18 protein-coding genes and 2 rRNA genes are annotated in these 21,907 nt (G+C 69.6%); 6 read left to right on the top strand and 14 right to left on the bottom strand.

Translation table 11 applies throughout. From position 1 onward, the window contains the following. The first annotated feature begins 32 nt into the window (after positions 1-32). Entirely contained in the window at positions 33-959 is a 927-nt protein-coding gene (locus LY40_RS15100) for a hypothetical protein (RefSeq protein WP_258937234.1), read from the top strand. 4 nt (positions 960-963) lie between these two features. Here the strand turns inward: LY40_RS15100 and LY40_RS15095 are convergent, their stop codons facing one another. The 5 genes from LY40_RS15095 to LY40_RS15075 form a co-directional block, all read right to left on the bottom strand. Continuing rightward, positions 964-1,161 carry a hypothetical protein gene (locus LY40_RS15095; RefSeq protein WP_258937233.1) on the bottom strand — a complete coding sequence of 66 codons (198 nt, stop codon included), beginning with the start codon at positions 1,159-1,161 and terminating at the stop codon, positions 964-966. After that, positions 1,158-2,030: a class I SAM-dependent methyltransferase gene (locus LY40_RS15090; protein ID WP_258937232.1), complete on the bottom strand. Its 873-nt coding sequence runs from the start codon at positions 2,028-2,030 to the stop codon at positions 1,158-1,160. The genes LY40_RS15095 and LY40_RS15090 overlap by 4 nt, the downstream gene beginning before the upstream one ends. Positions 2,031-2,354: 324 nt before the next feature. After that, complete coding sequence (locus LY40_RS15085) at positions 2,355-2,714, bottom strand: WhiB family transcriptional regulator (RefSeq protein WP_183779025.1); 360 nt, start codon at positions 2,712-2,714, stop codon at positions 2,355-2,357. Positions 2,715-2,828: 114 nt separating this feature from the next. Next, complete coding sequence (locus LY40_RS15080; RefSeq protein ID WP_183779027.1) at positions 2,829-3,167, bottom strand: hypothetical protein; 339 nt, start codon at positions 3,165-3,167, stop codon at positions 2,829-2,831. 195 nt (positions 3,168-3,362) lie between these two features. Beyond that, positions 3,363-5,453: an ATP-dependent DNA helicase UvrD2 gene (locus LY40_RS15075; protein WP_258937231.1), complete on the bottom strand. Its 2,091-nt coding sequence runs from the start codon at positions 5,451-5,453 to the stop codon at positions 3,363-3,365. A gap of 57 nt (positions 5,454-5,510) precedes the next feature. Between LY40_RS15075 and LY40_RS15070 the strand changes: the two genes are divergently transcribed. After that, complete coding sequence (locus LY40_RS15070; RefSeq protein ID WP_183779031.1) at positions 5,511-6,239, top strand: DUF4191 domain-containing protein; 729 nt, start codon at positions 5,511-5,513, stop codon at positions 6,237-6,239. 176 nt (positions 6,240-6,415) lie between these two features. On the opposite strand, the gene LY40_RS15065 is transcribed toward LY40_RS15070, so the two are convergent. Then, positions 6,416-6,892, bottom strand: a complete 477-nt coding sequence (locus LY40_RS15065) for an RDD family protein (RefSeq protein WP_183779033.1) — start codon at positions 6,890-6,892, stop codon at positions 6,416-6,418. Positions 6,893-7,074: 182 nt separating this feature from the next. Between LY40_RS15065 and glnA the strand changes: the two genes are divergently transcribed. Then, the gene (gene glnA / locus LY40_RS15060; RefSeq protein ID WP_258937230.1) at positions 7,075-8,499 is read left to right on the top strand and encodes a type I glutamate--ammonia ligase; all 1,425 of its coding nucleotides are present in this window, start codon (positions 7,075-7,077) and stop codon (positions 8,497-8,499) included. Positions 8,500-8,639: 140 nt separating this feature from the next. On the opposite strand, the gene LY40_RS15055 is transcribed toward glnA, so the two are convergent. Beyond that, a complete protein-coding gene (locus LY40_RS15055) occupies positions 8,640-10,421 on the bottom strand; it encodes an AMP-binding protein (protein ID WP_258937229.1) in 1,782 nt (593 codons plus the stop codon). A 39-nt stretch (positions 10,422-10,460) separates the two neighbouring features. After that, positions 10,461-13,691: an acetyl-CoA carboxylase family protein gene (locus LY40_RS15050; protein ID WP_258937228.1), complete on the bottom strand. Its 3,231-nt coding sequence runs from the start codon at positions 13,689-13,691 to the stop codon at positions 10,461-10,463. 122 nt (positions 13,692-13,813) lie between these two features. Between LY40_RS15050 and LY40_RS15045 the strand changes: the two genes are divergently transcribed. The 3 genes from LY40_RS15045 (at position 13,814) to LY40_RS15035 (ending at position 16,239) form a co-directional block, all read left to right on the top strand. Continuing rightward, on the top strand, positions 13,814-14,458 hold the full coding sequence (locus tag LY40_RS15045; protein ID WP_258937227.1) for a TetR/AcrR family transcriptional regulator: 645 nt from the start codon (positions 13,814-13,816) through the stop codon (positions 14,456-14,458). 95 nt (positions 14,459-14,553) lie between these two features. Beyond that, entirely contained in the window at positions 14,554-14,757 is a 204-nt protein-coding gene (locus LY40_RS15040) for a hypothetical protein (protein WP_183779044.1), read from the top strand. Positions 14,758-14,760: 3 nt separating this feature from the next. Beyond that, positions 14,761-16,239 (top strand): sodium:solute symporter family protein, encoded by a 1,479-nt coding sequence (locus LY40_RS15035; RefSeq protein ID WP_183779046.1) that lies wholly within the window; start codon positions 14,761-14,763, stop codon positions 16,237-16,239. A 41-nt stretch (positions 16,240-16,280) separates the two neighbouring features. On the opposite strand, the gene LY40_RS15030 is transcribed toward LY40_RS15035, so the two are convergent. The 6 genes from LY40_RS15030 to LY40_RS15005 all read right to left on the bottom strand — a co-directional run. Then, positions 16,281-16,712, bottom strand: coding sequence for an acyl-CoA thioesterase (locus tag LY40_RS15030; protein ID WP_258937226.1), 432 nt, complete (start codon positions 16,710-16,712; stop codon positions 16,281-16,283). 71 nt (positions 16,713-16,783) lie between these two features. Next, positions 16,784-19,750 (bottom strand): bifunctional [glutamine synthetase] adenylyltransferase/[glutamine synthetase]-adenylyl-L-tyrosine phosphorylase, encoded by a 2,967-nt coding sequence (locus LY40_RS15025; protein ID WP_258937225.1) that lies wholly within the window; start codon positions 19,748-19,750, stop codon positions 16,784-16,786. A 44-nt stretch (positions 19,751-19,794) separates the two neighbouring features. Beyond that, the gene (locus tag LY40_RS15020; RefSeq protein ID WP_258937224.1) at positions 19,795-20,547 is read right to left on the bottom strand and encodes a type 1 glutamine amidotransferase; all 753 of its coding nucleotides are present in this window, start codon (positions 20,545-20,547) and stop codon (positions 19,795-19,797) included. A 125-nt stretch (positions 20,548-20,672) separates the two neighbouring features. Next, on the bottom strand, positions 20,673-21,209 hold the full coding sequence (locus LY40_RS15015) for a hypothetical protein (RefSeq protein ID WP_258937223.1): 537 nt from the start codon (positions 21,207-21,209) through the stop codon (positions 20,673-20,675). Between the two features lie 354 nt (positions 21,210-21,563). Further along, positions 21,564-21,680 (bottom strand): 5S ribosomal RNA (gene rrf, locus LY40_RS15010). Positions 21,681-21,783: 103 nt separating this feature from the next. Beyond that, positions 21,784-21,907, bottom strand: a 23S ribosomal RNA gene (locus LY40_RS15005); the annotation flags it as partial.

Genomic DNA, 21,907 nt, shown 5'->3' with positions numbered 1-21,907 from the left:
CCGTCGGATTCCGCGATCGGCAGGCTCGAGCCATGACTGCTCTGGCCGACGCGGCGCAGCTGACACCCGCCGCACACGACAATGTCCTGACCACCGCAGAACTACGCGCCCACGGCATGTCCGAGGGCACCATCGCGCGCCGATGCCGCCCGGGCGGGCCGTGGCGCCGCCTACTGCCGGGGATCGTCCTGCTCGGCGCAGGTGAGCCGACCCGAAGACAGCTGGTTCGCGCCCTCGCGCGCTACGTGGGCGGCGAGTGCATGGTGACCGGCGGCGACGCGCTCGACGCTCACGGCGTGGCACTGCCGAGATCGCCTGCCGTGCACATCCTGGTACCGAAGGGACGCCGCATGCTCTCGCCGACGTTCGCGATGGTGGAACGCACGGCCCGGCCACCCGAACCCGTCGTCGTCGACGGCATCCCCTTCGCGCCAGCAGCCAGGGCCGCGCTCGACGCGGCACGCCGCGAGCCCGACCCCGGCCGGTTACGCGACCTCTTGTCCCTGCCCATCTACTACGGCCTCACGACCGCTGCCGAACTGCGGGCCGAACTCGATGCAGGCAGCCAACGCGGTTCCGCTGCGGTGCGATCGGAACTGCGCGCGATCGACCGTGACCGCGACACCTACGTGCACGGATGGGCACGCGCCGTGCTCCGCGACGGACCGCTGCCGCCACCGCGCTGGGACGTCACGGTCTACGACCGGCGCGGTAGGTACATCGGCACCGTCGACGCGTGGTGGGACGAGGTTGGCATGGGCTGGCAGTTCCATCCGCCGGGCAAACCCCACCTCGGACACCTGGCGCTGGCCGCAGCGGGCGTAACCGTCGTGCGAACCGACCCCGAGCGGCTCACCACGGATCGGCGCGGAGTGCTCACCGAGCTGGCGAAAGCCTTCCGCACGGCAGCCGACCGCAGGAGACCGTCCGTCCAGTGCCTGGCAAGGGTGGCGGCATGAGACGTCACCAGTACTCGGCGGGCAGCTTTCCCTCGATGTCACGGACGTGGTCGCGAACGCAGCGAGGGCAGAGCCAGCGTGTCCGGCCCGCGTCGGACTCCCGCAGCCACCCCATTCCGGCGGCGGCCGCCTCGCTACCACCGCGCTCGCCGCACAGCGCGCACGTCACGGGCGGCTCGTCGTACGTGGCCTCACCGGTCACGGCTTCGTCCCGAGGTACACCGTGCGGGCGCTCAGCAGGTAGATGTCGTCGCGGCGGCCGAGGTAGTCACCCACCGCCGGATCCAGCAGTCGGGTCACGGTGTCCCGGTCCTCGGCGTCCATCCGGTCGTCGGCCCTCTCGGCGAGACCGCCGATGTGGTCGAGCACGAACTCACGTACCTGCTCCCCTGCCGGTGCGGGGTGATCGACGAGGTACGTGAAGGACGTGACGCCGGTGAGCCCGGCACGGGCGATAGCCGTGGTCCAGCCGTAGCCCATCCGCACGGCGTCCGGCATCGACGAGCGCATGTCCTCGAACCAGGCGTCACGGTGACCGAGCAGGCGCAGCTCGAGCCCTGGCCGGCCCACGCCGAGATCCCACGGCAGGCAGCGCATGCCCAGGCCGCCCTCGGCGATCGCCAGGACGCCGCCCGGCCGGAGCGCGGCGGCCAGTCGGTCGACGGCGGCCTGCTGGTCCGGAAGGTGGTGCACCACGGCCGAGGCCCACACCAGGTCGGCCGGCGCGACGAGGTCCGCGAGGGGTTCCGTTCCGGCGTCGGCGACGACCTCGTCGACGGTCACGGTGTCACCGCCCGACTCGCGCGCGGCGCGGCACGCCGCGGTGAGCAGTTCGTCGACCGCGTCGACGGCGACGACGGTGCCACCACCCCGTGCGCGCAGGGAGCCTGCGAGCGCCGTCGTCATCCCGCCCGCGCCGGAACCGACATCGACCACGGTCGCTCCGGCATCGAGGTTCCGCGTGAGCCGGTCGGCGACGTCAGCCACGGCGGCGCTCTCGAGCTCGTCGAGTCTGCGCATCTCGGACAGACGGGCCGCCCAGTCGACGTCGTCGTGTGTATGTGCTGCCATTCCGCCCATTCAACACGGGCGGGCCGTGGGGCGGCGACCGGACGCGTCGCCCGGTCGCCGCCCCACCGTGCTCGGCCTACCGGTCGAGGTGCGCGGCACGCCGTGACGCCCAGCGAGCTACTCGCTGCCACCGTCGCGCCGCGCGGTGCCGGCGTTCGGCACGCCCGCCCTCGGCCTGTTTTCGCAGTTCACGTATTCGGTCTCTCGTCAGTTCTTCGTGCAGCAACATGGGAGGTGTCTCCGTGTTCGGGTAGTCGGATGTGCGGTGTCGCGATGTCGCCGTCGGCAAGTACGTCTCGTCGGCCTCGCGGTGCAGTCGGTTCGTCATGCGGCGCTCCATTCCTGCGATTCGGGCACCGGGTGCTTCCGCGGGCGGCCACGAGGCCGCTTGCGGGCCACGACGGCACCGCGTTCGAAGATCTCGCCTCCCCAAACGCCCCACGGCTCACCGCGGGCGAGAGCGCCTTCCAGGCAGGCCGAGCGCACCGGGCACTCCCCACACAGTGTCTTGGCGCGTTCCAGGTCGGACGGCTTCTCGGCGAACCACAGGTCCGCGTCGCCGGTCCGACAGGGAAGGTCGAAATCGGTGGACTCACCGGAGTCGATCAGTTCGGCGACTCCGGTGGTCCCGGCCAACAAGGCGGAGAACGTCTCCTCTGACGCGGAGACGGTGGCCGTTGGCATGGCGGCTCCTTCAGTAACGAGTGTGTGCGGATGAGTCGGCGGATCCACACAGCCCTCGAACAGCACGAAGGCCGCGGATCCGATGGGTTCCGCGGCCTTCGAGAGCCAACCTGTCTAGCCGATCACTAGACGACGCCTCTCGCAGGAGCCGGGCGGAACCCGGGACTTGTCCTGGATCTGGATCGGAAGCTGCTGACGACGCTCCGGACGCGGCACCGGGTTGCCGAGGTCGGCAGCGGCGAGCGCCGCGCCGTCGGCCGGAGCGTGCGACGAGGCACCCCCACGCACGTCGAACGCACCGATGTCACGCGGATCCAGGGACTTGCCGGCACGCCGGCGGTCACGATCGACCGACGCGCAGAACAGCTGAGAACGCACGGACTGCCCGTCACAGGGCAGGGTCGACCGGTTTCCGGAGATGCCGGCAGTGTCGATCGCTGTCATGAACTCCATTGCGGGCACCTCCTCTCGTATCCGGCTGGCCGCCACCGGGGCGGCCGCGCTCTTCGACCTGGTCACTGCAGGTTATTGCGCCCGCACGTGACGGGGCAACTGATTTTTCGAAAAGTTCGTCATTCTTCCCGGAAAACCACCGTGACCAGCGACAGCACGGCAGCAGTCGCGGACACACCGGGAGCCCGCATCGGGCTATCCGCTCGCCTCGTCACGCACGACGGCCAGCACGTCGTCACCGAACTGCTGCAGCTTGGACGCACCGATGCCGGAGATCCCGACGAGCGCCTTGCTGTCGGTTGGCCGCTGCTCGGCGATCGCCACGAGGGTCGAATCGGTGAACACGACGAACGCGGGCACGTTCAGCTCCCTGGCACGTTCGGTCCGCCACTCCTTCAGCCGCCCCAGCAGGTGCTCGTCGACGTCGGCCGGGCATTTGGTGCACCGGCCGAGTTTGACCTCCATCGTCGAGATCAGCGGCCGCGCACAGATACGGCACGAGTTGGCGAACTTCGTCTGCTGGCCCGATTTCGCCACGCGCGCGGCCGGGTGGTCCTCCGGCACGAGGCCGTACAGGAACCTGCTGCGGCGGCGGTTACGCCTGCCGTCGGGGTGGCGGGACAACGCCCAGCTCAGCGACAGGTGTTCGCGGGCGCGGGTGACGCCGACGTAGAACAGCCTGCGTTCTTCCTCGACGGCCTCGTCGTCCCCGTCGGCGCGCTGGATCGGCACGGTGCCGTCGGCGAGGCCGACGAGGAACACCGCGTCCCATTCGAGCCCCTTCGCCGCATGCAACGAGGCGAGGGTGACACCTTCCACGGTCGGCGGGTGCTGCGCGGCCGCGCGCTGTTCGAGTTCGGTGACGAGCCTGCCGAGGCTCGCACCCTCGACGGTGCTCGCCAGCTCCTCGGCCACTTCGACGAGCGCCAGCAACGCGTCCCATCGTTCCCGCGCCGCTCCCCCGGCAGGCGGTTGTTCGGTCAGGCCGACGCGTGCAAGCACCCGTCGGCACAGCGCGACGAGCTCGCCGCGCGGCTCGTCGGCCGCCGCGGTGCGCAGCGCGGCGATCGCCTGCCGGATCTCCTGCCGCTGGAAGAACCGTTCGCCACCCCGCACCAGGTACGGCACGCCAGCCTCGGAAAGCGCCTGTTCGTACGCCTCCGACTGGGCGTTCACGCGGTACAGCACGGCGACCTCGCTGGCTGCGATCCCGTCGTCGAGCAGCCCGCGGATGCGCGCCGCGACCGCCGAGGCCTCCGCGGGTTCGTCGTCGTACTCGGCGAAGCGGGGCTCGGGCCCTTCGGACCGTTGTCCGACGAGCTCGAGCCGCGACCCGGCGGGCCTGCCCCGTGCGGCGCCGATGACGCGGTTGGCCAGCGACACCACCTGCGGCGTCGACCGGTAGTCCCGCTCGAGACGCACCACGGTCGCCTCGGGGAACCGCCGGGTGAACTCCAACAGCGGGCGTGGCGAGGCACCGCCGAACGAGTAGATCGTCTGGTTGGCGTCGCCGACGACGGTCAGATCGTCCCGGCCGCCGAGCCACGCGTCGAGCAGTCGCTGCTGCGCCGGCGTGACGTCCTGGTACTCGTCGACGACGAAACACCGGTACCGCTCACGGAACTCGTCGGCCACGGCCCGGTGCTCCTCGAGCGCGGCCGTGGTGTGCAGCAACAGGTCGTCGAAGTCCAGCAGCTGGGCCTCGTTCTTGGTCTGCTCGTATCCCCGGTACAGCTCGGCGATCCGCTCGGCCGGTTCCGGAGTGTCCCGCTTCAGCCTGGCGACCACGGCCGGGTAGTCGTCGGGGCCGACGAGGGACGCCTTCGCCCATTCGATCTCGCTCGTGAGATCGCGCAGCACCTCGACCTCGGTCGACAGGCCCAGCCGGTTGGCTGCCTGGCCGACGAGACGCAGTTTGTTGCCGTCGATGAGGTCCCACTGGCGTTCGCCGACGACGCGCGGCCAGAAATAGCGGAGCTGGCGCAGCGCCGCCGCGTGGAACGTGCGGGCCTGGGCGGCCTCGACGCCGAGTCCGCGCAGGCGCGTGCGCAGCTCTCCCGCCGCACGCGAAGTGAACGTGACGGCGAGCACCTGACCTGCGGAAACATGCCCGGAGCGCACCAGGTACGCGATGCGGTGAGTGATGGTGCGGGTCTTGCCGGTGCCCGCGCCCGCAAGCACGCACACGGGCCCGCGCGGGGCGCATGCAGCCGCGCGTTGTTCGGGGTCGAGGCCCTCGAGCAGTTCCGGATGACGGTTCGACGACGCACTTCCCACGCCCCGCATCCTCGCAGAGGGGACCGACGGAACATCGGCAGCCCGGACGCCCGTATCCTGGCCATTATGGCGGAGAAGCGGGACAAAGAGGCTGCCAAGCAGGCCAAGAAGGAAAAGAGGGCGGCGAGCAAGGCGCGCCGTGGCCAGATCTTCCAGGCGTTCCATATGCAGCGCAAGGAGGACAAGGCCCTCATCCCGTGGATGCTCGGAACCTTCCTGGTCATCGCGGGGCTGGTCTTCCTGCTCGGCATGTGGATCGGCATCGAGTGGCTGCTGCTGCCGCTCGGCATCCTGCTCGGCGTACTCGGCGCGATCATCCTGTTCGGTCGCCGCGTGCAGAAGAACGTGTTCGCGAAGGCCGAGGGGCAGCCGGGTGCCGGCGCGTGGGCGCTGGACAACCTGCGCGGCAAGTGGCGCGTGACGCAGACCGTGGCGGCCACCACGCAGCTCGACGCGGTACACCGGGTGCTGGGCGGGCCGGGCGTGGTCCTGGTCGCCGAAGGCGCTCCGCACCGGGTCAAGAACCTGCTGTCGCAGGAGAAGAAGCGCATCGCCCGGCTCGTCGGGGAAACCCCGATCTACGAGGTGATCATCGGGGATGAGGAGGGGCAGGTTCCGCTGCGCAAGCTGCAGAACCACCTGATGAAGCTGCCGCGCAACCTCAAGGGACCGCAGGTCGACGCCCTCGAGACGAAGCTCTCCGCCCTGGGCAACCGCGGCGCCGCGATGCCGAAGGGGCCGACGCCGCAAGGTGCCAAGATGCGCAACGTCCAGCGGACCATCCGCCGCCGCTGACCCGCAGGCGCACGCGATTCACCGGTGCGGCAGGGGCCGCCTCCCACGACGGGAGGCGGCCCCTGCCGCGTCCGGCCCCGCTTCGCGATGACGGGCCCCGGGGTCGACGGGTGCTATGTGGACGGGTGCTGCGAGACAGGCGCTGCGGGACGGGTGCTGCGGGAAGTGCGCCGCGCTCACCGCATGCGGACGACGACGGTGCCGGTGAGGCGGTCGTGCCAGCCGCGCGCATCAGTGTTGCGCACCGCGGCGGGGATGATGAGGAATGTCAGGACGCAGCGCACGAGCGCGCGCCACAGTCCGGGGACGCCGCCGCCGTCGAGCCTGCCGACACGGATGCCGCACAGGCCCATGCCCGGTGTGAAGCTGAACCATGCCGCGGACACGACTGTGATGAGGGCCCAGGTGCCCAGTGACCACAGGTTGAACGACTCCATGACGGCCATGTCGTCGACGTCGGGCCGGAGGAACAGCGCAGTGAGCAGCGAGGCCAGCAGCAGGTCGGCGATCAGGCCGAGGAGCCGGCGGCCGGAGCCTGCGACGGCGCCGACGCCGTCGGCTGGCAGGCCGAGCCGCTCGCCGGGCCAACGCGGCGGGTCCTGGTCGGCCGCCGCGGACAGATTCGCCAGCCAATCTCCGGTCCATCGAGCCACACGAACAGGGTATGCCGCCGGTTCGGCGGTGCCTCGAGCGGCCTGACGTGGGAGTATCCGATATTCGCCGATCCGTTAACCCCGGTGAAACATACGGGTGACGGTCGGGCAACAACGCCCTCTTAGCTTGGGCCGAAGAGAGCAATGCTCACGCGAGCTCGACCTAGAAGGAGTCACCGAGGGTGTCCACTACTGCAGACGATGTCCTGCGTCTCATTGCTGACGAGGACGTGCAATTCATCGATGTGAGGTTCTGCGACCTTCCGGGGATCATGCAGCACTTCACCGTCCCCGCCAAGTCTTTCGACGCGGACGCGTTCGAAGAGGGTCTCGCCTTCGACGGCTCCTCGGTCCGGGGCTTCCAGTCGATCCACGAGTCGGACATGCTGCTGCTGCCGGACCCGGCGACCGCGAAGATCGACCCGTTCCGGCAGGCCAAGACGCTGTCGATGAACTTCTTCGTGCACGACCCGTTCACGCGCGAGCCCTACAGCCGTGACCCGCGCAACATCGCGCGCAAGGCCGAGCAGTACATCTCCGAGTCGGGTGTGGCCGACACCGTGTTCTTCGGCTCGGAGGCCGAGTTCTACGTCTTCGACGACGTGCGTTTCGACTCGTCCGAGAACGCCACGTTCCACGAGATCGACTCCGTCGAGGGCTGGTGGAACACGGGCCGCAAGGAAGAGGGCGGCAACAAGGGTTACAAGACCAAGTTCAAGGGCGGCTACTTCCCCGTGCCGCCGGTCGACCACTACGCCGACCTGCGTGACGAGATCTCCCAGCACCTGATGGGTTCGGGCTTCGAGCTCGAGCGCGCCCACCACGAGGTCGGCACCGCCGGTCAGGCCGAGATCAACTACAAGTTCAACACGATGCTGCACGCTGCCGACGACCTGCAGCTGTTCAAGTACATCGTGAAGAACACGGCGTTCGAGAACGGCAAGACGGCCACGTTCATGCCGAAGCCGCTGTTCGGCGACAACGGTTCGGGTATGCACTGCCACCAGTCGCTGTGGAAGGACGGCCAGCCGCTGTTCTACGACGAGTCCGGTTACGCCGGCCTGTCGGACACGGCCCGTCACTACATCGGCGGCATCCTGGCGCACGCGCCGAGCCTGTTGGCGTTCACCAACCCGACCGTGAACTCGTACCACCGGCTCGTGCCGGGTTACGAGGCTCCGGTCAGCCTGGTGTACTCGCAGCGCAACCGCTCCGCGTGTGTTCGTATCCCGATCACGGGCAACAACGCGAAGGCCAAGCGCATCGAGTTCCGCTGCCCCGACTCGTCCGGTAACCCGTACCTGGCGTTCGCCGCGATGATGATGGCCGGCCTGGACGGCATCAAGAACAAGATCGAGCCGCCGGAGCCGATCGACAAGGACCTGTACGAGCTGCCGCCGGAAGACGCCAAGAACGTCAAGCAGGTCCCGGCCGACCTGGGCTCCGTGCTCGACAACCTCGAGGCCGACCACGACTACCTGCTCGAGGGTGGCGTGTTCACCCCCGACGTGATCGAGAAGTGGATCGCCTTCAAGCGCGAGGAAGAGATCGACCCGCTGCGGCTGCGTCCGCACCCGTACGAGTTCGCTCTCTACTACGACTGCTGATCTGCGCGAGGTTCTGACCTCCGGTTTCACCACAGAAACGGCCCGTGACCAGCGGAAACATCGTGAGATGTGTTCCGTCGGTCACGGGCCGTTCGCTGTCGGCCGCACCGAGCCCATTCACCCGTCCCGCCGGCCATCGCTCAGCGACGGGCGTCGACGATCTGCTGCGCCCGATCGGCGAGCTCCACCTTCCTGATCTTGCCGGTGGCGGTCATCGGGAAATCCTCGACGACCTCCACCACCGGGACCTTGTAACCGGCCATCTGGTCACGCGCCCACGTCCGCAGCTCGTCGGGGTCGAGGTCGGCCTCGGGGTTCGGATTGACGAACGCCACCGGCGTCTGCCCGGTGTCCGGGTGCTCCGCCGCGACGACCGCGACGGTGCGAACCCCCGGGTGGCCGCACAGCAGCAGCTCGACCTCGGCCGGGAACACACTCATCCCGTTGACCTTGATCATGTCCTTGTCCCGGCCCAGGTAGTGCAGGCAGCCCTGGTCGTCGATGCGGCCGTTGTCGCCGGTGTGCAGCCAACCGCCGACCAGCTGCCGCGCGGTGGCTTCGGGTTTGTTCCAGTAGCCGGTCATCACCGACGGGCTGCGCACCAGGATCTCGCCGGCCTCGCCCAGTGGCAGCGGCATCCCGGTGGTGAAGTCGACCACGGCGACGTCGGTGCCCGGCACCGGGATGCCGCAGAACACGGGTTCGGCGCGCAGATCGGCGTCGGCCTCGGCCAGACCGAACGGGGTGACGTCCATGGTGTGGGTCTCGGTCATTCCGTACGCCCCCTCTCGCAGCACCGAGTGGTCACCGACCGCGGCCTGCCAGGCGGCGCGGACCTCGGGCGTCATTTTGCGTACGAACGAGACCGCCATCGGATCCCGCAGCGTGGACAGGTCCCGCTCGCCGAGGTCGGGCTGATCCAGCAGCTCCAGGTAGTTCTCCACGGTGCCGACCATGGTGGTGGCGCCGTGGGTCTCGATGGCCTCCAGCACGGTGCGGGCGTTCCACCGTGACAGCAGCACCACGGTGCCGCCGAGCACCAGCGGGTTGAGGATGCCGAGGTTCTCCCCCGCGATCCAGAAGATCGGGATGTAGCAGACCGCCACGAATCCGGTCTCGGAGCTCTCCCGGGTGGCACCGGCCGAGGACGCGGCGGTGTAGATCATGTGCCGCTGGGTGTGCTGGCATCCCTTCGGCAGCCCGGTGGTGCCGCCGGTGTAGTTGAGAGCTGCGAGCGCATCGATGTCGTGGGAGCGCACCGGAACCGGCTCGGCGGCGACCGCCTCCGCCCACCGGGTGACTTCCCCCTCGACCGCGGTGGGCGGGCTCGCCTCGCTCGCCAGTTCCCGCGGCCCCGTGACCAGGACCCGCGCCACGTTCACGCCGTCGGTTTCGAGCGCGGTGGCCAACCGTGGGTACAGCTCGTCGAAGGTGACCACCACGGTGGCGCCGGAGTCGGCCAGTTCGTAGCTCAGCTCGGTGGCCTGGAACATCGGGTTCACCGGGACGTGCACCGCACCGAGTCGCAACGCGGCCAGCATGGTGATCACGAACTGCGGCGCGTTGGGCATGAACACCGCAACCCGGTCCCCTGCGGTCACGCCGACCGACTCCATCCAGCCGGCGATCCGGGCGACCCGCTCGGCAAGGTCGGCATAGCTGATCCGGGTGCCCTCGAATGCGATGGCGGTGGTCTCCGGGCGCCGCCGTGCCCACTCGTCGACGTACTCGGGCAGCGTGAGCTCACCCAGCGGATAGTGCACCCGGTGCGGGGTTCCCGCGGGGCGGAGCCGCTCCTGGAGGGGGCGCAGTCCGGCGAGGTAGGCCTCGAGTGCCCGGCCGGTCTCGGTCCCGGGATTCGCTTCGGCGGGGGTTGCTGTCCCGGTCGCAGAGGTGCCGGTCGCAGGAGTGTCGGCGGTCATCGGTTCGTCCTCTCGGTGGCGGGGTCGGGAAGAGCCGGGTCACCAGGTGTCCACGAAGTCGCGCCGGGACGGGATCGTCTCGGCGGGCATCGCGGCCAGCACCCGGGCGCGCGTTTCGGCCGGGTCGATGACGTCGTCGATCTCGAACACCATCGCCGCGTTGATCGCCTTGCCGTGCCGGTACTGCTCGGCCACCAGTTCCTCGTAGCGCTGCTGCCGTTCGGCCGGGTCCTCGATCGCCTCCAGTTCCCGGCGGTAGCCCAGCCGCACCGCACCCTCGAGCCCCATACCGCCCAGCTCTCCGGTCGGCCAGGACAGCGTCGCCACGGGCACCTTGAAACTGCCGCCTGCCATCGACTGCGCACCCAGCCCGTAGGCCTTGCGCAGCAGCACCGTGACCAGTGGCACCGTCAACTTGGCGCCGATGACGAACAGGCGGCTGAAGTGGCGCACCGTGGCGGTCTTCTCCACGTCAGGGCCGACCATGAAACCGGGGGTGTCGCACAACGAGAGCACCGGCAGGCCGTGCGCCTCGCACAACTGCAGGAACCGGGCGGCCTTGTCGGCGGCCGGGGTGTCGATCGCACCGCCCAGGTACGCTGGGTTGTTGGCGATCAGCCCCATCGGGCGGCCCTCGACGCGGACCAGTGCGGTGATGATGCCGGTGCCGAAGTCGCGACGCAGCTCCAGCACCGAGTCGGTGTCGGCCACCAGATCGATCACCCGGCGTACGTCGTAGACCCGCACCCGGTTCTCACCGATCACGTGGCGCAACATCCGCTGATCGGCCGCCTCCCAGTCGGTGGCCGGGCCCTGGAAGTAGGACAGGTACCGTCGCGCCACCTCGACCGCCTCGGCCTCGTTCTCGACCAGCACGTCGATCACGCCGTTGGGCGCCTGCACTTCGGCCGGGCCGACCTCTTCCGGGCGGTACACGCCGAGCCCGCCGCCCTCGATCATCGCCGGCCCGCCCATGCCGATGGTGGCGTCGCGAGTGGCGATGATGACGTCGCAGCAGCCGAGCAGGGCGGCGTTGCCGGCGAAACAGCGACCGGTGGCGATGCCGATCGTGGGCACGACCCCGTTGAGCCGCCCCATGGTGGCGAACGTGGGGACGTCCAGTCCGGCGGCGCCGCCGTGGTCGGTGTCGCCCGGCCGGCCGCCGCCGCCCTCGGCGAACAGCACCACCGGGAGCCGTTGCTGTTCGGCGAGTTCCAGCAGCCGATCCGTCTTGCGGTGGTTGCGCATCCCCTGGGTACCGGCGAGCACGGTGTAGTCGTAGGACAGCACCGCCGCACGGCCACCGTTGACGCGGGCCACCCCGGTGACCATGCCGTCCGCCGGGGTGTTGGTGATCAGATCCTCCTGGCTGCGCCGACGGCTCTGTGCAGCGACCGCGAGTGCGCCGTACTCGACGAAGCTGTCCGCATCGACCAGGTCGGCGATGTTCTCCCTGGCGGTCCGGTGTCCGCTGCGCCGCCGCTTGGCGACCGCCTCGGGACGCGCCTCGTCCAGCCCGAGCCGGTGCCGGTCGATCACTTCGGCCAGGTCGGGGCGGATGTGGTCGGGGTCGATCGCCACCTCGTCGGCCCGCGCCCCGCTCTGCTCCTCGTCGGGCTGCAGCCGCACCAGTTCCGTGCCGTCGGCGGCGACGTCACCGGTCCCGACCAGCACTGCCTCGACCACGCCGGCCAGCGGTGCCGCGACGACGTACTCCATCTTCATCGCTTCCAGCACCACCACCGGCGCACCGGCGAGCACGTGGTCGCCGGGAGCGACCGGGACGTCCACCACGGTGCCGGGGAACTCGGCGAGGACGCTGCCGCACCCGGCCGGCATCGCGAACTCCTCCTCGGCCGGTGCGAACTCGGACGCGTGTTCATCGAAGAAGCCCGTGGTGATCTCTCCGGCAGCGAACGCGGGATGGGCCAGCAGCCGATCCAACACGTCGAGGTTGGTGGGGACACCGTCGACGACGGTCTCTGCCAGCGCCTCCCGTGCAGCGGCGGCACCGGCGGCCAGGTCGGTCGACGGGGTGTGGCTGACGATCTTCGCGAGCAACGAGTCGTAGCGGCCGGTGACCGCCATACCCGCGGTGCCGTGACTGTCGACGCGCACGCCCGGGCCGCCGGGGAACTGCAGTGTCTCGATCCGGCCCGTCCCGGAGACCGAGGTGCCGTCCGGCCGCAGCCGTTCCGTGCTGACCCGCAGCTGCACGGCCAGCCCGCGCGGCGCAGGGATCCGGTCCTGGGTCAACCCCAGCTCGGCCAGCGAAGCACCCGCCGCCACCCGCAGCTGGGCTGACACCAGGTCGAGGCCGAGCACCTGCTCGGTGACGGTGTGCTCCACCTGCACCCGGGGATTGACCTCCAGGAAGTAGAACCGCTCCGGGTGATCGGCGTCGACCAGGAACTCCACGGTGGCCAGCCCGGCGTAGCCGACCTCGGCGCCGATCCGCGTGGCCGCGGCCAGCAGCGGTTCCCGGTGCGCGGCGGCGAGGGTGACGCTCGGCGCCATTTCGATGACCTTCTGGTGGCGCCGCTGCAGCGAACAGTCCCGGTCGTGCAGGTGGGCGATGCCGCCTTCGCTGTCGCCGATGATCTGCACCTCGACGTGACGGGCACGGGACAGGTACTGCTCGGCATACAACTCGCCGGTGCCGAAGCCGCGCTCGGCCTCCGAGCGGCACCGCTGCCACGCGTCGTCGAGTTCGTCGGCGCGGCGAACGATGCGCATCCCGCGGCCGCCCCCGCCGCCGACCGCCTTGACCATCACCGCGCCGTCGTCGCCGAGTCGTTGCAGGAGCTCGGCGGCCTCGGCCGGGTCGCCGCCTGCCGGGGTAGCAGGCAGCACCGGCACCTGCAACGACACCGCCAGTTCCCGGGCGCGGGCCTTGTCACCGAGCAGTGCCAGCGTCTCCGGGCTCGGGCCGACGAAGGTCACGCCGGCCTTGTCGCAGAGCCGGGCGAGCTCGGCGCTCTCGCTGAGGAAGCCGTAGCCGGGGTGAAGCAGGGTGCAGCCCTGTTCGACGGCGGCCCGGACCAGCAGCTCGGCGTCCAGATAGCCGGACTCGTCGGGCAGCGCCACGGCGGCGTCGGCGAGTGAGACCACCCGCCCCTCCCGGTCGTCAGGGGTGTGGACCGCGACGGTGCGGTAGCCCAGCCCGCGAGCGGCCCGGTGGATGCGGACGGCGATCTCGCCACGGTTGGCGATGAGGACACCCGGCCGGGAGACCGGCTCTCGCTCCGACCGGAGCGGCGACTGGGACACCGATGGCGACAACGGAAGGACCTCCGGGGCTGGTCGTGAACGCCGCATCGAGTCGTGGTGGCTCGACCCGGATCCGCTCAGGGCATGAGCTGTTTCACACCATACGTTTGACATTGACGCCAATGTCAACTCTCATTGTGTCTGTGGTCACACATCAGCCATGGGCAACCCGCGAGAAGTACGACCGTGCCGACAGCGCCACCCGGGCAACCCTCGTCGCCGCTGCCCAACGGACCTTCGAAAACCTCGGATACGCCCGCACCACGATCGACCGGATCACCGAGGAGGCAGGCGTTTCACGCACCACCTTCTACGTCTACTTCGCCTCCAAACAGGAGGTGTTCGGCGTGGTCGCCCAACAGGTCCGCGATCGGATGGTCGCGGCACAGGACCTCGGTGACATCGACGCCGACGACATCCGAGCCGTCGCCGAGGCAACCAACGCCGCGTATCTCGACGCCTATACCGAGAACCTCGCCTTCCTCACCGTGCTGGAACACCAGTCGCTGGTGGACCCGGAGATGGAGGCGTTGTGGGAGCAGTTCCACACCCGAGCCCGGGAGCGCACCGCGCGCTACATCCGACGGCAGACGGAGCGTGGCGTCCTCGCTCCGGCGGCCTCGCCCAACGCGATAGCCAGGGCCGGTGGCGGCATGGTCGCCAACTTCGCACCGCTCGTCCGCAGCGAACCCGGCCTCCGCGACGAGGTGATCGCCGATCTGACCGCGATGTTCCTGCGCCTGGTCGGCCTGAACGAAACGACCTGAGTCGGCGCGTCGCCCCACCCACCCGTGTCCCCCGAACCCTTCGCCCCGAACCCTCCGCGCCCCGAATCCCCGCGCCCCTCGAGAGTGAGGCCCTCGTGTCCCGTCCCACGCCCACCGCCACCCGCGGCGAGATCGGCCTGTTGTCCGGCATCACCGTGCTGGCCGCGATCGCCTTCACACCGTTGTTCGACAGCATCGAGATCGCCGGCGTCGCCCTCATCGCCTGGCTGCTCTGGTTCACCATGATCGCCGCACCGGTCGGCGGTCTCATCCTTGCGCTGCGGTCGAAAGGGGACTGAGCGATGACCCTGATGATCGTCCTCGGCTACTTCCTCGTCCTCATCGCGATCGGCATGGTCGCCTACCGTCGGGTGCGCAACTCCACCGACGAGTTCTTTGTCGCCGGCCGTAGCCTCGGCACCTTCGTGAACTCCTGGGCGTTCATCGCGTCCCTGGCCAGTGGCGGCTCGGTCATGGCGAGCGTCGGCAGCGCCCTGGCGCTCGGGTTCCCGTTCGCCGCTGCCCTGGTCGCCGGCGCCCCGGTCGGGTTCGTGGTGGCCTCGGTGCTGGTCGCCCGTCCGCTGCGGAAGTTGGGCAAGTACACGGTGCCGGACTTCTTCAACTCCCGGTTCAACAGCCCGATGATGCGGGTGGTGGTGCCGGTGCTCGTTGTGATCGCCAGCAGCGCCTACATCGTGTCGCAGTTGAAGGGCTCGGCCATCGTCGCGGGCCATCTGCTCGGCTGGGACTACCAGACCGCGCTGTGGGTCGCCGGAGTCGTCTTCGTCCTCTACGTTTCCATCGGCGGCTTCCTGTCGGTGACCTGGAACGACATCTTCCAGGGAATCCTGCTGTTCTCGTGCATGGTCGGTCTCGGCGTCGCCGCATTCAGCGCGATGGGCGACTTCCCGACTGCATGGAATGCCACCCTGGAGGCCTACCCGGCACTCACCGGCGCGGCCGACGCGCACTCGGTCTGGTCCTACGTCGGAGCCTTCCTGACCTGGGCGACCGCGATCTCGGTGCTCCCGCACGTGATCATGCGCGTCTACTCCGCGCGCAACGTCCGGTCAGCGAGGGTCTCCCTCAACACCGCAATGCTGCTCTACGGCGTCATGATGCTCATCGTCGCGATCGTCCTCGTACCGGCGGCAGCGACGCTTCTGCCGAACGCGGACATCACCGACCCCGACGCCATCTTCCTCACGCTCGCCGACCGCGTCTTCGGCCCGCTCGGCCAAGGTGTGCTGGCCGCCGCCGTACTCGCCGCGATCATGTCGACCACCGCGGGACTGCTGATGGCCTGCAACTCGGCGATCGGCCACGACCTCTACCGCGGCATCCTGCGACCGCAGGCCGGCCAGAAAGAAGTCATCCGGGTGACACAGGCCGCGACCTGGGTGGTCGGGATCCTGTGCATCCTGCTGGCGATCAACCCGCCGGAGTTCCTGATCGTGCTCTACACCGCCGCGGTGGCGCTGCTGGCGTCCGCGTTCTTCGCCCCGATGGTGCTGGGTATCTGGTGGCGTCGCACCACCGCGGCCGGTGCCGGGTCCGGGATGATCGGCGGCGCCGTACTGTTCGGCATCGCCTTCGCGATGGACCTGCCCACGTCGTCGGAGGTGCTGATCGGGCTGCCGGCATCGTTCCTGCTCACCGTCGCGGTCAGCCTGGTGACCTCGTCCGGCCGTGACGACGACGTCCGCGACGCCTGGCTGGCCACGCAGGAGGCCGACGAGACCGACGAGGAGGCCGCGACGGACGCCGAGCCGACGCGCTGAGCCGACGCGCTGAGCCACCGGCGCCGGCCGGTGGGCGTGTGTCAGCTGCCGCGCAGCAGGTCCAGGTCGACGCCCGCGTCGCGGATGCGTTCCATCGGACCGGGCACGAGCTTGCGCTTGTCCAGGTCCATCAGGCCGAGGGTGGACTCGATCTCCGCGGAAACGGTGCCGTCGAGCTTGGTGATCACGTTGTCCATCCAGAAGACCTTCTTGTCCTCCGCGAATCGGGCCACGCACGACACGGTCGCCTCATCGCCGAAGCGCAGTTCCCGGCGGAACCGGATGTGCGACTCCAGCATCACGATGCCGATGCCCTGCTTGATGAGCCCCTCGGTGACCCCGGCGGCGACCGCGAGCTCGGTGCGCGCGATCTCGCCGTACTGGTGGTACACCGCGTGGTTCAGGTGGCCGTTCGGGTCCAGTTCGTACGTACGGACCTTGGCATGGATCGAGAAGGGTTCACGCTCAGTCACGCGTGCCACCCTAGGCGGCACCCCTGACAACGGTCTTCCGAAGGTGAGCAGCCGCTCACCTTCGGAAGTGGTCACTCCTCGTAGAACAGTCGCTCGACGACGGCGTGTGCCCGCCGGGTCGTCTTCCGATACGCGTCGAGGAACTCCCCCGCGTCGTCGTCCACGCCGTAACCGAACACGCTCGCCACCGCGGTCAGCTCCCGCCCCGAGGTCGGCAGCTGGTCGACGGCCTTGCCCCGGACCAGCATCGCCGCGTTGCGTGCCCGCGTAGCCAGCAACCACGCCTCGCGCAGCGCATCGACGTCCTCCCGGGCGGCCAGACCGCTCTCGGCCATCGCCTCGAGCGCCGCAGGTGTCGACGTGGTCCGCAGTTGCGGAACCTCGTGCGCATAGCGCAGTTGGGCCAGCTGAACGGTCCACTCGACGTCGGCGAGCCCGCCGCGGCCGAGTTTCGTGTGCATCGACGGGTCGGCGCCACGCGGCATGCGCTCGGTGTCGACGCGGGCCTTGATGCGGCGCACCTCGCGGAGTTTCGCCGCGTCGAGCCCGCCCTCCGGATATCGGAACGGGTCGATCACGGCGATGAACCGATCACCGAGGTCGGTGTCACCGGCGAGGAACCGTGCCCGCAGCAGCGCCTGCGACTCCCACACCTCGCCCCAGCGTTCGTAGTACGCGCGGTAGGACTCGAACGTCCGCACCAGCGGGCCGCTGCGCCCCTCGGGGCGGAGGTTCGCGTCGACCTCCAGCGCCGGGTCCTGGGAGGGGGCGCCGAGCATGCCGCGCACCGTCTCGGCGACGGTCGTGGCGAACTTGAGCGCCTGTTCGTCGGTGGCGTCGGAGGTGCGCTCGCACACGAACATGACATCGGCGTCGGAACCGTAGCCGAGTTCGCTGCCGCCGAGCCTGCCCATGCCGATCACAGCGATCCGCGCGGGCACGCCACCGGCCTGCGCCTGCTGGTACCGGGTCGCAGCTTCCAGTGCCGACTGCAGCACCGCCGCCCACACCGACGACAGGGCATCGCACACCGACGGCACGTCCAGCAGTCCGAGCACGTCCGCGCACGCGACGCGCAACATCTCGTGCCTGCGCAGCGACCGTGCCGTCGCGACCGCGGCGTCCAGCCCCGGCTGCCTGCGGGCCGCCGCCCGCAGCGATGTCGCCGTCTCCGCGGGTGGCCGTCCGCGGAGACGTTCTGCGTCGCCGAGCATGTGCAGCACCTCCGGCGCCCGCACCAGCAGGTCGGGCACGAGCCGTGACGTGCCCAGCAGCGTCGCGAGGTTCTCCACGACGGCCGCCTCGTCCCGCAGCACGCGCAGGTACCACGGGGTGTCGGCCAGTTCCTCGGACACGCGCCGGTACGCCAGCAGCCCGCCGTCCGGTTCCGGGGTGTCGGCGAGCAGGTCCAGCAGCACCGGAAGCAGCGTCTGTTGAATCGACGCGCGTCTGCTCACGCCCGTGGTGAGCGCGCGGATGTGCTGCAACGCCCCTTCCGGCGAGGCGAACCCGAGTGCGGTGAGCCGCTGTTGCGCCTGTTTCGCCGTCAACCGGAGTGCGGCGCTGGGCACCCGCGCGACGGCCTCCAGCAACGGCCGGTAGAAGAGCTTCTCGTGCAGGCGGCGGACCCGCCCGACGTGTTTGCGGAACTCGTGGTCGAGCTGTTCGGGGCGGGACCGCGCCCGCGACGAGCGAATCCCCGAGGCCCTTGCCAGCCACCGCAGTGCGACCGTGTCGTCGGATTCCGGGTAGAGGTGGGTGCGGCGCAACGCGCGCAGCTGCAGCCGGTGTTCGAGGACACGGAGGAATTCGTACGACTCGGCCATCTCCTCGGCATCGGCCCTAGCGACGTAGCCTCCGGTGCCGAGTGCCGCGAGGGCGTCGAGGGTGGAGGCCGACCGCAGGTCGTGGTCGACCCGCCCGTGCACCAGTTGCAGCAGTTGCACGGCGAACTCGACGTCGCGCAGGCCGCCCCGGCCGAGCTTCAACTCCCGGTCGGCGATCTCGGCGGGGATGTGTTTCTCCACGCGACGGCGCATGTGCTGCACGTCGGCGACGAAGTTGTCCCGCTCGGCCGCGGCCCACACCATCGGTGCGACGAGCTCGGCGTACCGACGGCCCAACTCGCGGTCGCCCGCGGCGGGACGGGCCTTGAGCAGCGCCTGGAACTCCCACGTGCGCGCCCACTTCTTGTAGTACGCCTCGTGGCCGTCGAGCGTGCGCACCAGCGCACCGGCCTTGCCTTCGGGGCGCAGCGCCGCGTCGACCTCGAAGCACGCCTTGCCGACGACTCGCATCATCGCGGTCGCCAACCGAGTGCCGACCTGCAGATCGCCGTCGCCGACGAACACGACGTCGACGTCGCTGACGTAGTTCAGTTCGCGTCCGCCGCATTTGCCCATGGCGATCACGGCGAGCGTGGCGTCGCCGGCGCCGCGCGTCTCGTGTTCGGCCACGGTCAGTCCCGCCTGCAGCGCGGCGTCGGCGGCAGCCGTCAGCGCGTGCGTCGTCCGGGCGAACGTCGCCGACTCCACCTGCGATTCGACGAGGTGGCCGAGGTCGGCCCCCGCGATCTCCAGTACGAGCCCCCGGTAGGCCCTCCGCAGCGCCTGTTCGGCCTCGGCTCCGGCCATGACCTCGCCGCCGGAACGGACCGACGCCTGCAACTGCGCGGCGTACTCGGCGGTCGGTGTGGGGGCGGCGAGCCGTCGCCACTGACCGGGTGAGCCGACGAGGTAGTCGCCCAGGGCCGTCGAGGAGCCGACGACGGCGAGCAACTTCCCGCGCACGATCGGGTCGCTGCGCAGCGCGGCGTCGAGATCGGCCCAGCCGTCACGATCCGCTTCGCGGATGCGGTCGATGGTGCGCAGCGCCAGATCGGGGTCCGGGGCGTGGGCGAACGCCGCGAGCACCGAGTCGGCGTCGGGAACAGGTCCGGCGTCGGTCCACCACCCCGCGGCGTGCAGTTCGGCGGCGGCATGGTCCGAGGTGAACCCGAACCTGGCCGTCGAGGCCGCGGGACGAACGCTGTCTACCATCGGCTCCTACCGTAGTCCGGCGACCGGTAACACGGATGGTGCAGTCAGGCCAAAGGCAGTCCGCGTCGCGGGTCCTCCGCGGGTAGCAACGTGCCGGCCGCGAGGTCGACGAACCGGCGCGCGAACGGCCGCCACGTTTCGTCGATGTCGGCGTGCATCCGGTCCAGCGTGTCGGCGTCGAACGCGCCGGGTTTCGCCACGGCCGCCACATCGGGGGATCGCGCCACCCACGCGTCGACGATCTCGCGGGTCGTTTCGATGTGGAACTGCAGCCCGTAGGCGCGCCTGCCGACGCGGAACGCCTGGTGCGGATACAGCGGCGTCGACGCCAACAGCGTCGCCTGCGCGGGCAGTCTGTCGATGACGTCCCGGTGGAACTCCAGCACGTCCTGCATCAGTGGGAGGTCGGCGAACAGCGGGTCCTTCCACGCCGCGTCCTTCTTCGACACGAGCTGCGGCCCGGCCTCGGGCCCCTCCGGTCCGGGCCGTACGATGCCGCCCGTCGCGGCCGCGAGCAGCTGGCCACCGAGGCACACGCCGAGCGTGGCGACGCCTGCTGCCGTCGTCCTGCTCAGCAGTTGCCGAATGTCGGCGAGGTATGGATGTGTCTCGTCGTCGAAGGCGCTCATGCCGCCGCCGAGGCATACGAGACCGTCGTATCCGTCGGCGTCCGCCGGCATGTCGTCGACGCCCGCCAGCTTCACGTCCAGCGTCGCGCCCGCTTCGGTCAGCCAGTCGCCGAGTGCGCCGACAGGTACCGACGTGTCCGGCTGCACCACCAGGATCCGCGTACTCACGCGGTCAGTCTATGCCCGAGCGTCGTCGGTGAAGCGGAGGCGGGAAGGTCGGCCGGCGAGTGGTCAGCCACTGCGACTTGTTCGCTGCAAACCGCGCGAACGGCCACGGGGGGCGTAGGGGCAGGTCAGTCGACGACGAGCACGTTCCGCGTCGAGCCCCGCGTGCACTGCTGCGGAATTCCCGTGACGTCGTCCGCTGCCACGGACGTCGCCGAAACGTCGAGGCGTTCGCCGACAGCTGTCGTGCCCGCCTCGGCTGTCGTCGCCGACGGCCGGCCGCCGCGAAGGACGAACTCGGCGTCGTCTCCGAAGATCAGCAGTTCAGGTCGTCCTCCGGATTCGAGGGCGAGGCAACTGCCTGGGCCGACGACAAGTTTTCCCGCCCGGGCCTCGGCTCGGCCGTCGGGCCGGCCCTGGGTGGTCAACCCGAAGGGTCCGTCGCCTGTCGACTCGACCGTCAACGACCCCGGGTTCCCGTTCCTGCTGGGGGTGCCGGTCTCGGGTGCCGCTCCGTTGGGCGGGGCGTTCGTCGTCTCGGCTTGGTTGGTTTCGGCGGTCCCACCGGCGGACGTCGCGCCGTCATCGGTGGCTCCGCATCCCGCCAACATCGCGGTGAAGGCCAGTGCCGCGACCGTCAGGCTGGCTGTGCGGATCTTGTTCACCGGTTCCTCCCACGACGCGCGTGCTCACCAACGGGGCAATCCGCCCCGATGTCGGAGTGACCGACCGAGCCGTCCGCCCCTTCTCGTTCGCACGGCAGTCGCTCGCTGCACATTATCGTTGTCGGCGCAATGGTCTGCACATCGCCCGTCTGCACGTTACCGATCCCGATTTTCTGCGAAAGCAGAAATCCATTCTGAAAGGGGGTTACCGCCAAAAAAGAAGGGGTGGTGTGACAACGGTGTCGACACAACACAAAAAAGGGTGTGGACGTGAAAAAGTGGGCGGGCCCCTCGGCGAATCCCCGACTGGGGACTCGAGCCGAGAGGCCCGCCCACTTCTCTTTTTGATGTTAAGTTCGGCGGTGTCCTACTCTCCCACACCCCTTCGGATGCAGTACCATCGGCGCTGGCAGGCTTAGCTTCCGGGTTCGGAATGGGACCGGGCGTACCCCTACCGCTATCACCACCGAAACACTACGAAACAACACACTGACTGTTGTCTCCCCACACACAACCCACGTGTGTGGGGTGGTGTGGTGTTTCAGGATCGTAGAGTGGGTGCGTAGCAACCTTTGTAGGCAAGTCCTCGGCCGATTAGTACCAGTCCACTCAAACACACATTACTGCGCTTCCATGTCTGGCCTATCAACCCAATCATCTCTTGGGGGCCTTAACCCATCACGGGTGGGAGACCTCAT

Origin of the sequence: Prauserella salsuginis (assembly GCF_024648885.1) — a bacterium.
GTDB lineage: Bacteria > Actinomycetota > Actinomycetes > Mycobacteriales > Pseudonocardiaceae > Prauserella > Prauserella salsuginis.
The sequence above is the reverse complement of the archived record's forward strand: the minus strand, read 5'-3'. Positions and strand labels throughout refer to the sequence as shown.

What these genes read in the sequence shown, in the direction of transcription:
- LY40_RS15045 (WP_258937227.1), top strand. Translation starts at nt 13,814, where the DNA reads ATGTCAACTCTCATTGTGTCTGTGGTCACACATCAGCCATGGGCAACC.
- LY40_RS15080 (WP_183779027.1), bottom strand. Translation starts at nt 3,167, where the DNA reads ATGGAGTTCATGACAGCGATCGACACTGCCGGCATCTCCGGAAACCGG.
- LY40_RS15025 (WP_258937225.1), bottom strand. Translation starts at nt 19,750, where the DNA reads ATGGTAGACAGCGTTCGTCCCGCGGCCTCGACGGCCAGGTTCGGGTTC.
- LY40_RS15055 (WP_258937229.1), bottom strand. Translation starts at nt 10,421, where the DNA reads ATGACCGCCGACACTCCTGCGACCGGCACCTCTGCGACCGGGACAGCA.
- LY40_RS15035 (WP_183779046.1), top strand. Translation starts at nt 14,761, where the DNA reads ATGACCCTGATGATCGTCCTCGGCTACTTCCTCGTCCTCATCGCGATC.
- LY40_RS15070 (WP_183779031.1), top strand. Translation starts at nt 5,511, where the DNA reads ATGGCGGAGAAGCGGGACAAAGAGGCTGCCAAGCAGGCCAAGAAGGAA.
- LY40_RS15100 (WP_258937234.1), top strand. Translation starts at nt 33, where the DNA reads ATGACTGCTCTGGCCGACGCGGCGCAGCTGACACCCGCCGCACACGAC.
- LY40_RS15090 (WP_258937232.1), bottom strand. Translation starts at nt 2,030, where the DNA reads ATGGCAGCACATACACACGACGACGTCGACTGGGCGGCCCGTCTGTCC.
- LY40_RS15075 (WP_258937231.1), bottom strand. Translation starts at nt 5,453, where the DNA reads ATGCGGGGCGTGGGAAGTGCGTCGTCGAACCGTCATCCGGAACTGCTC.
- LY40_RS15085 (WP_183779025.1), bottom strand. Translation starts at nt 2,714, where the DNA reads ATGCCAACGGCCACCGTCTCCGCGTCAGAGGAGACGTTCTCCGCCTTG.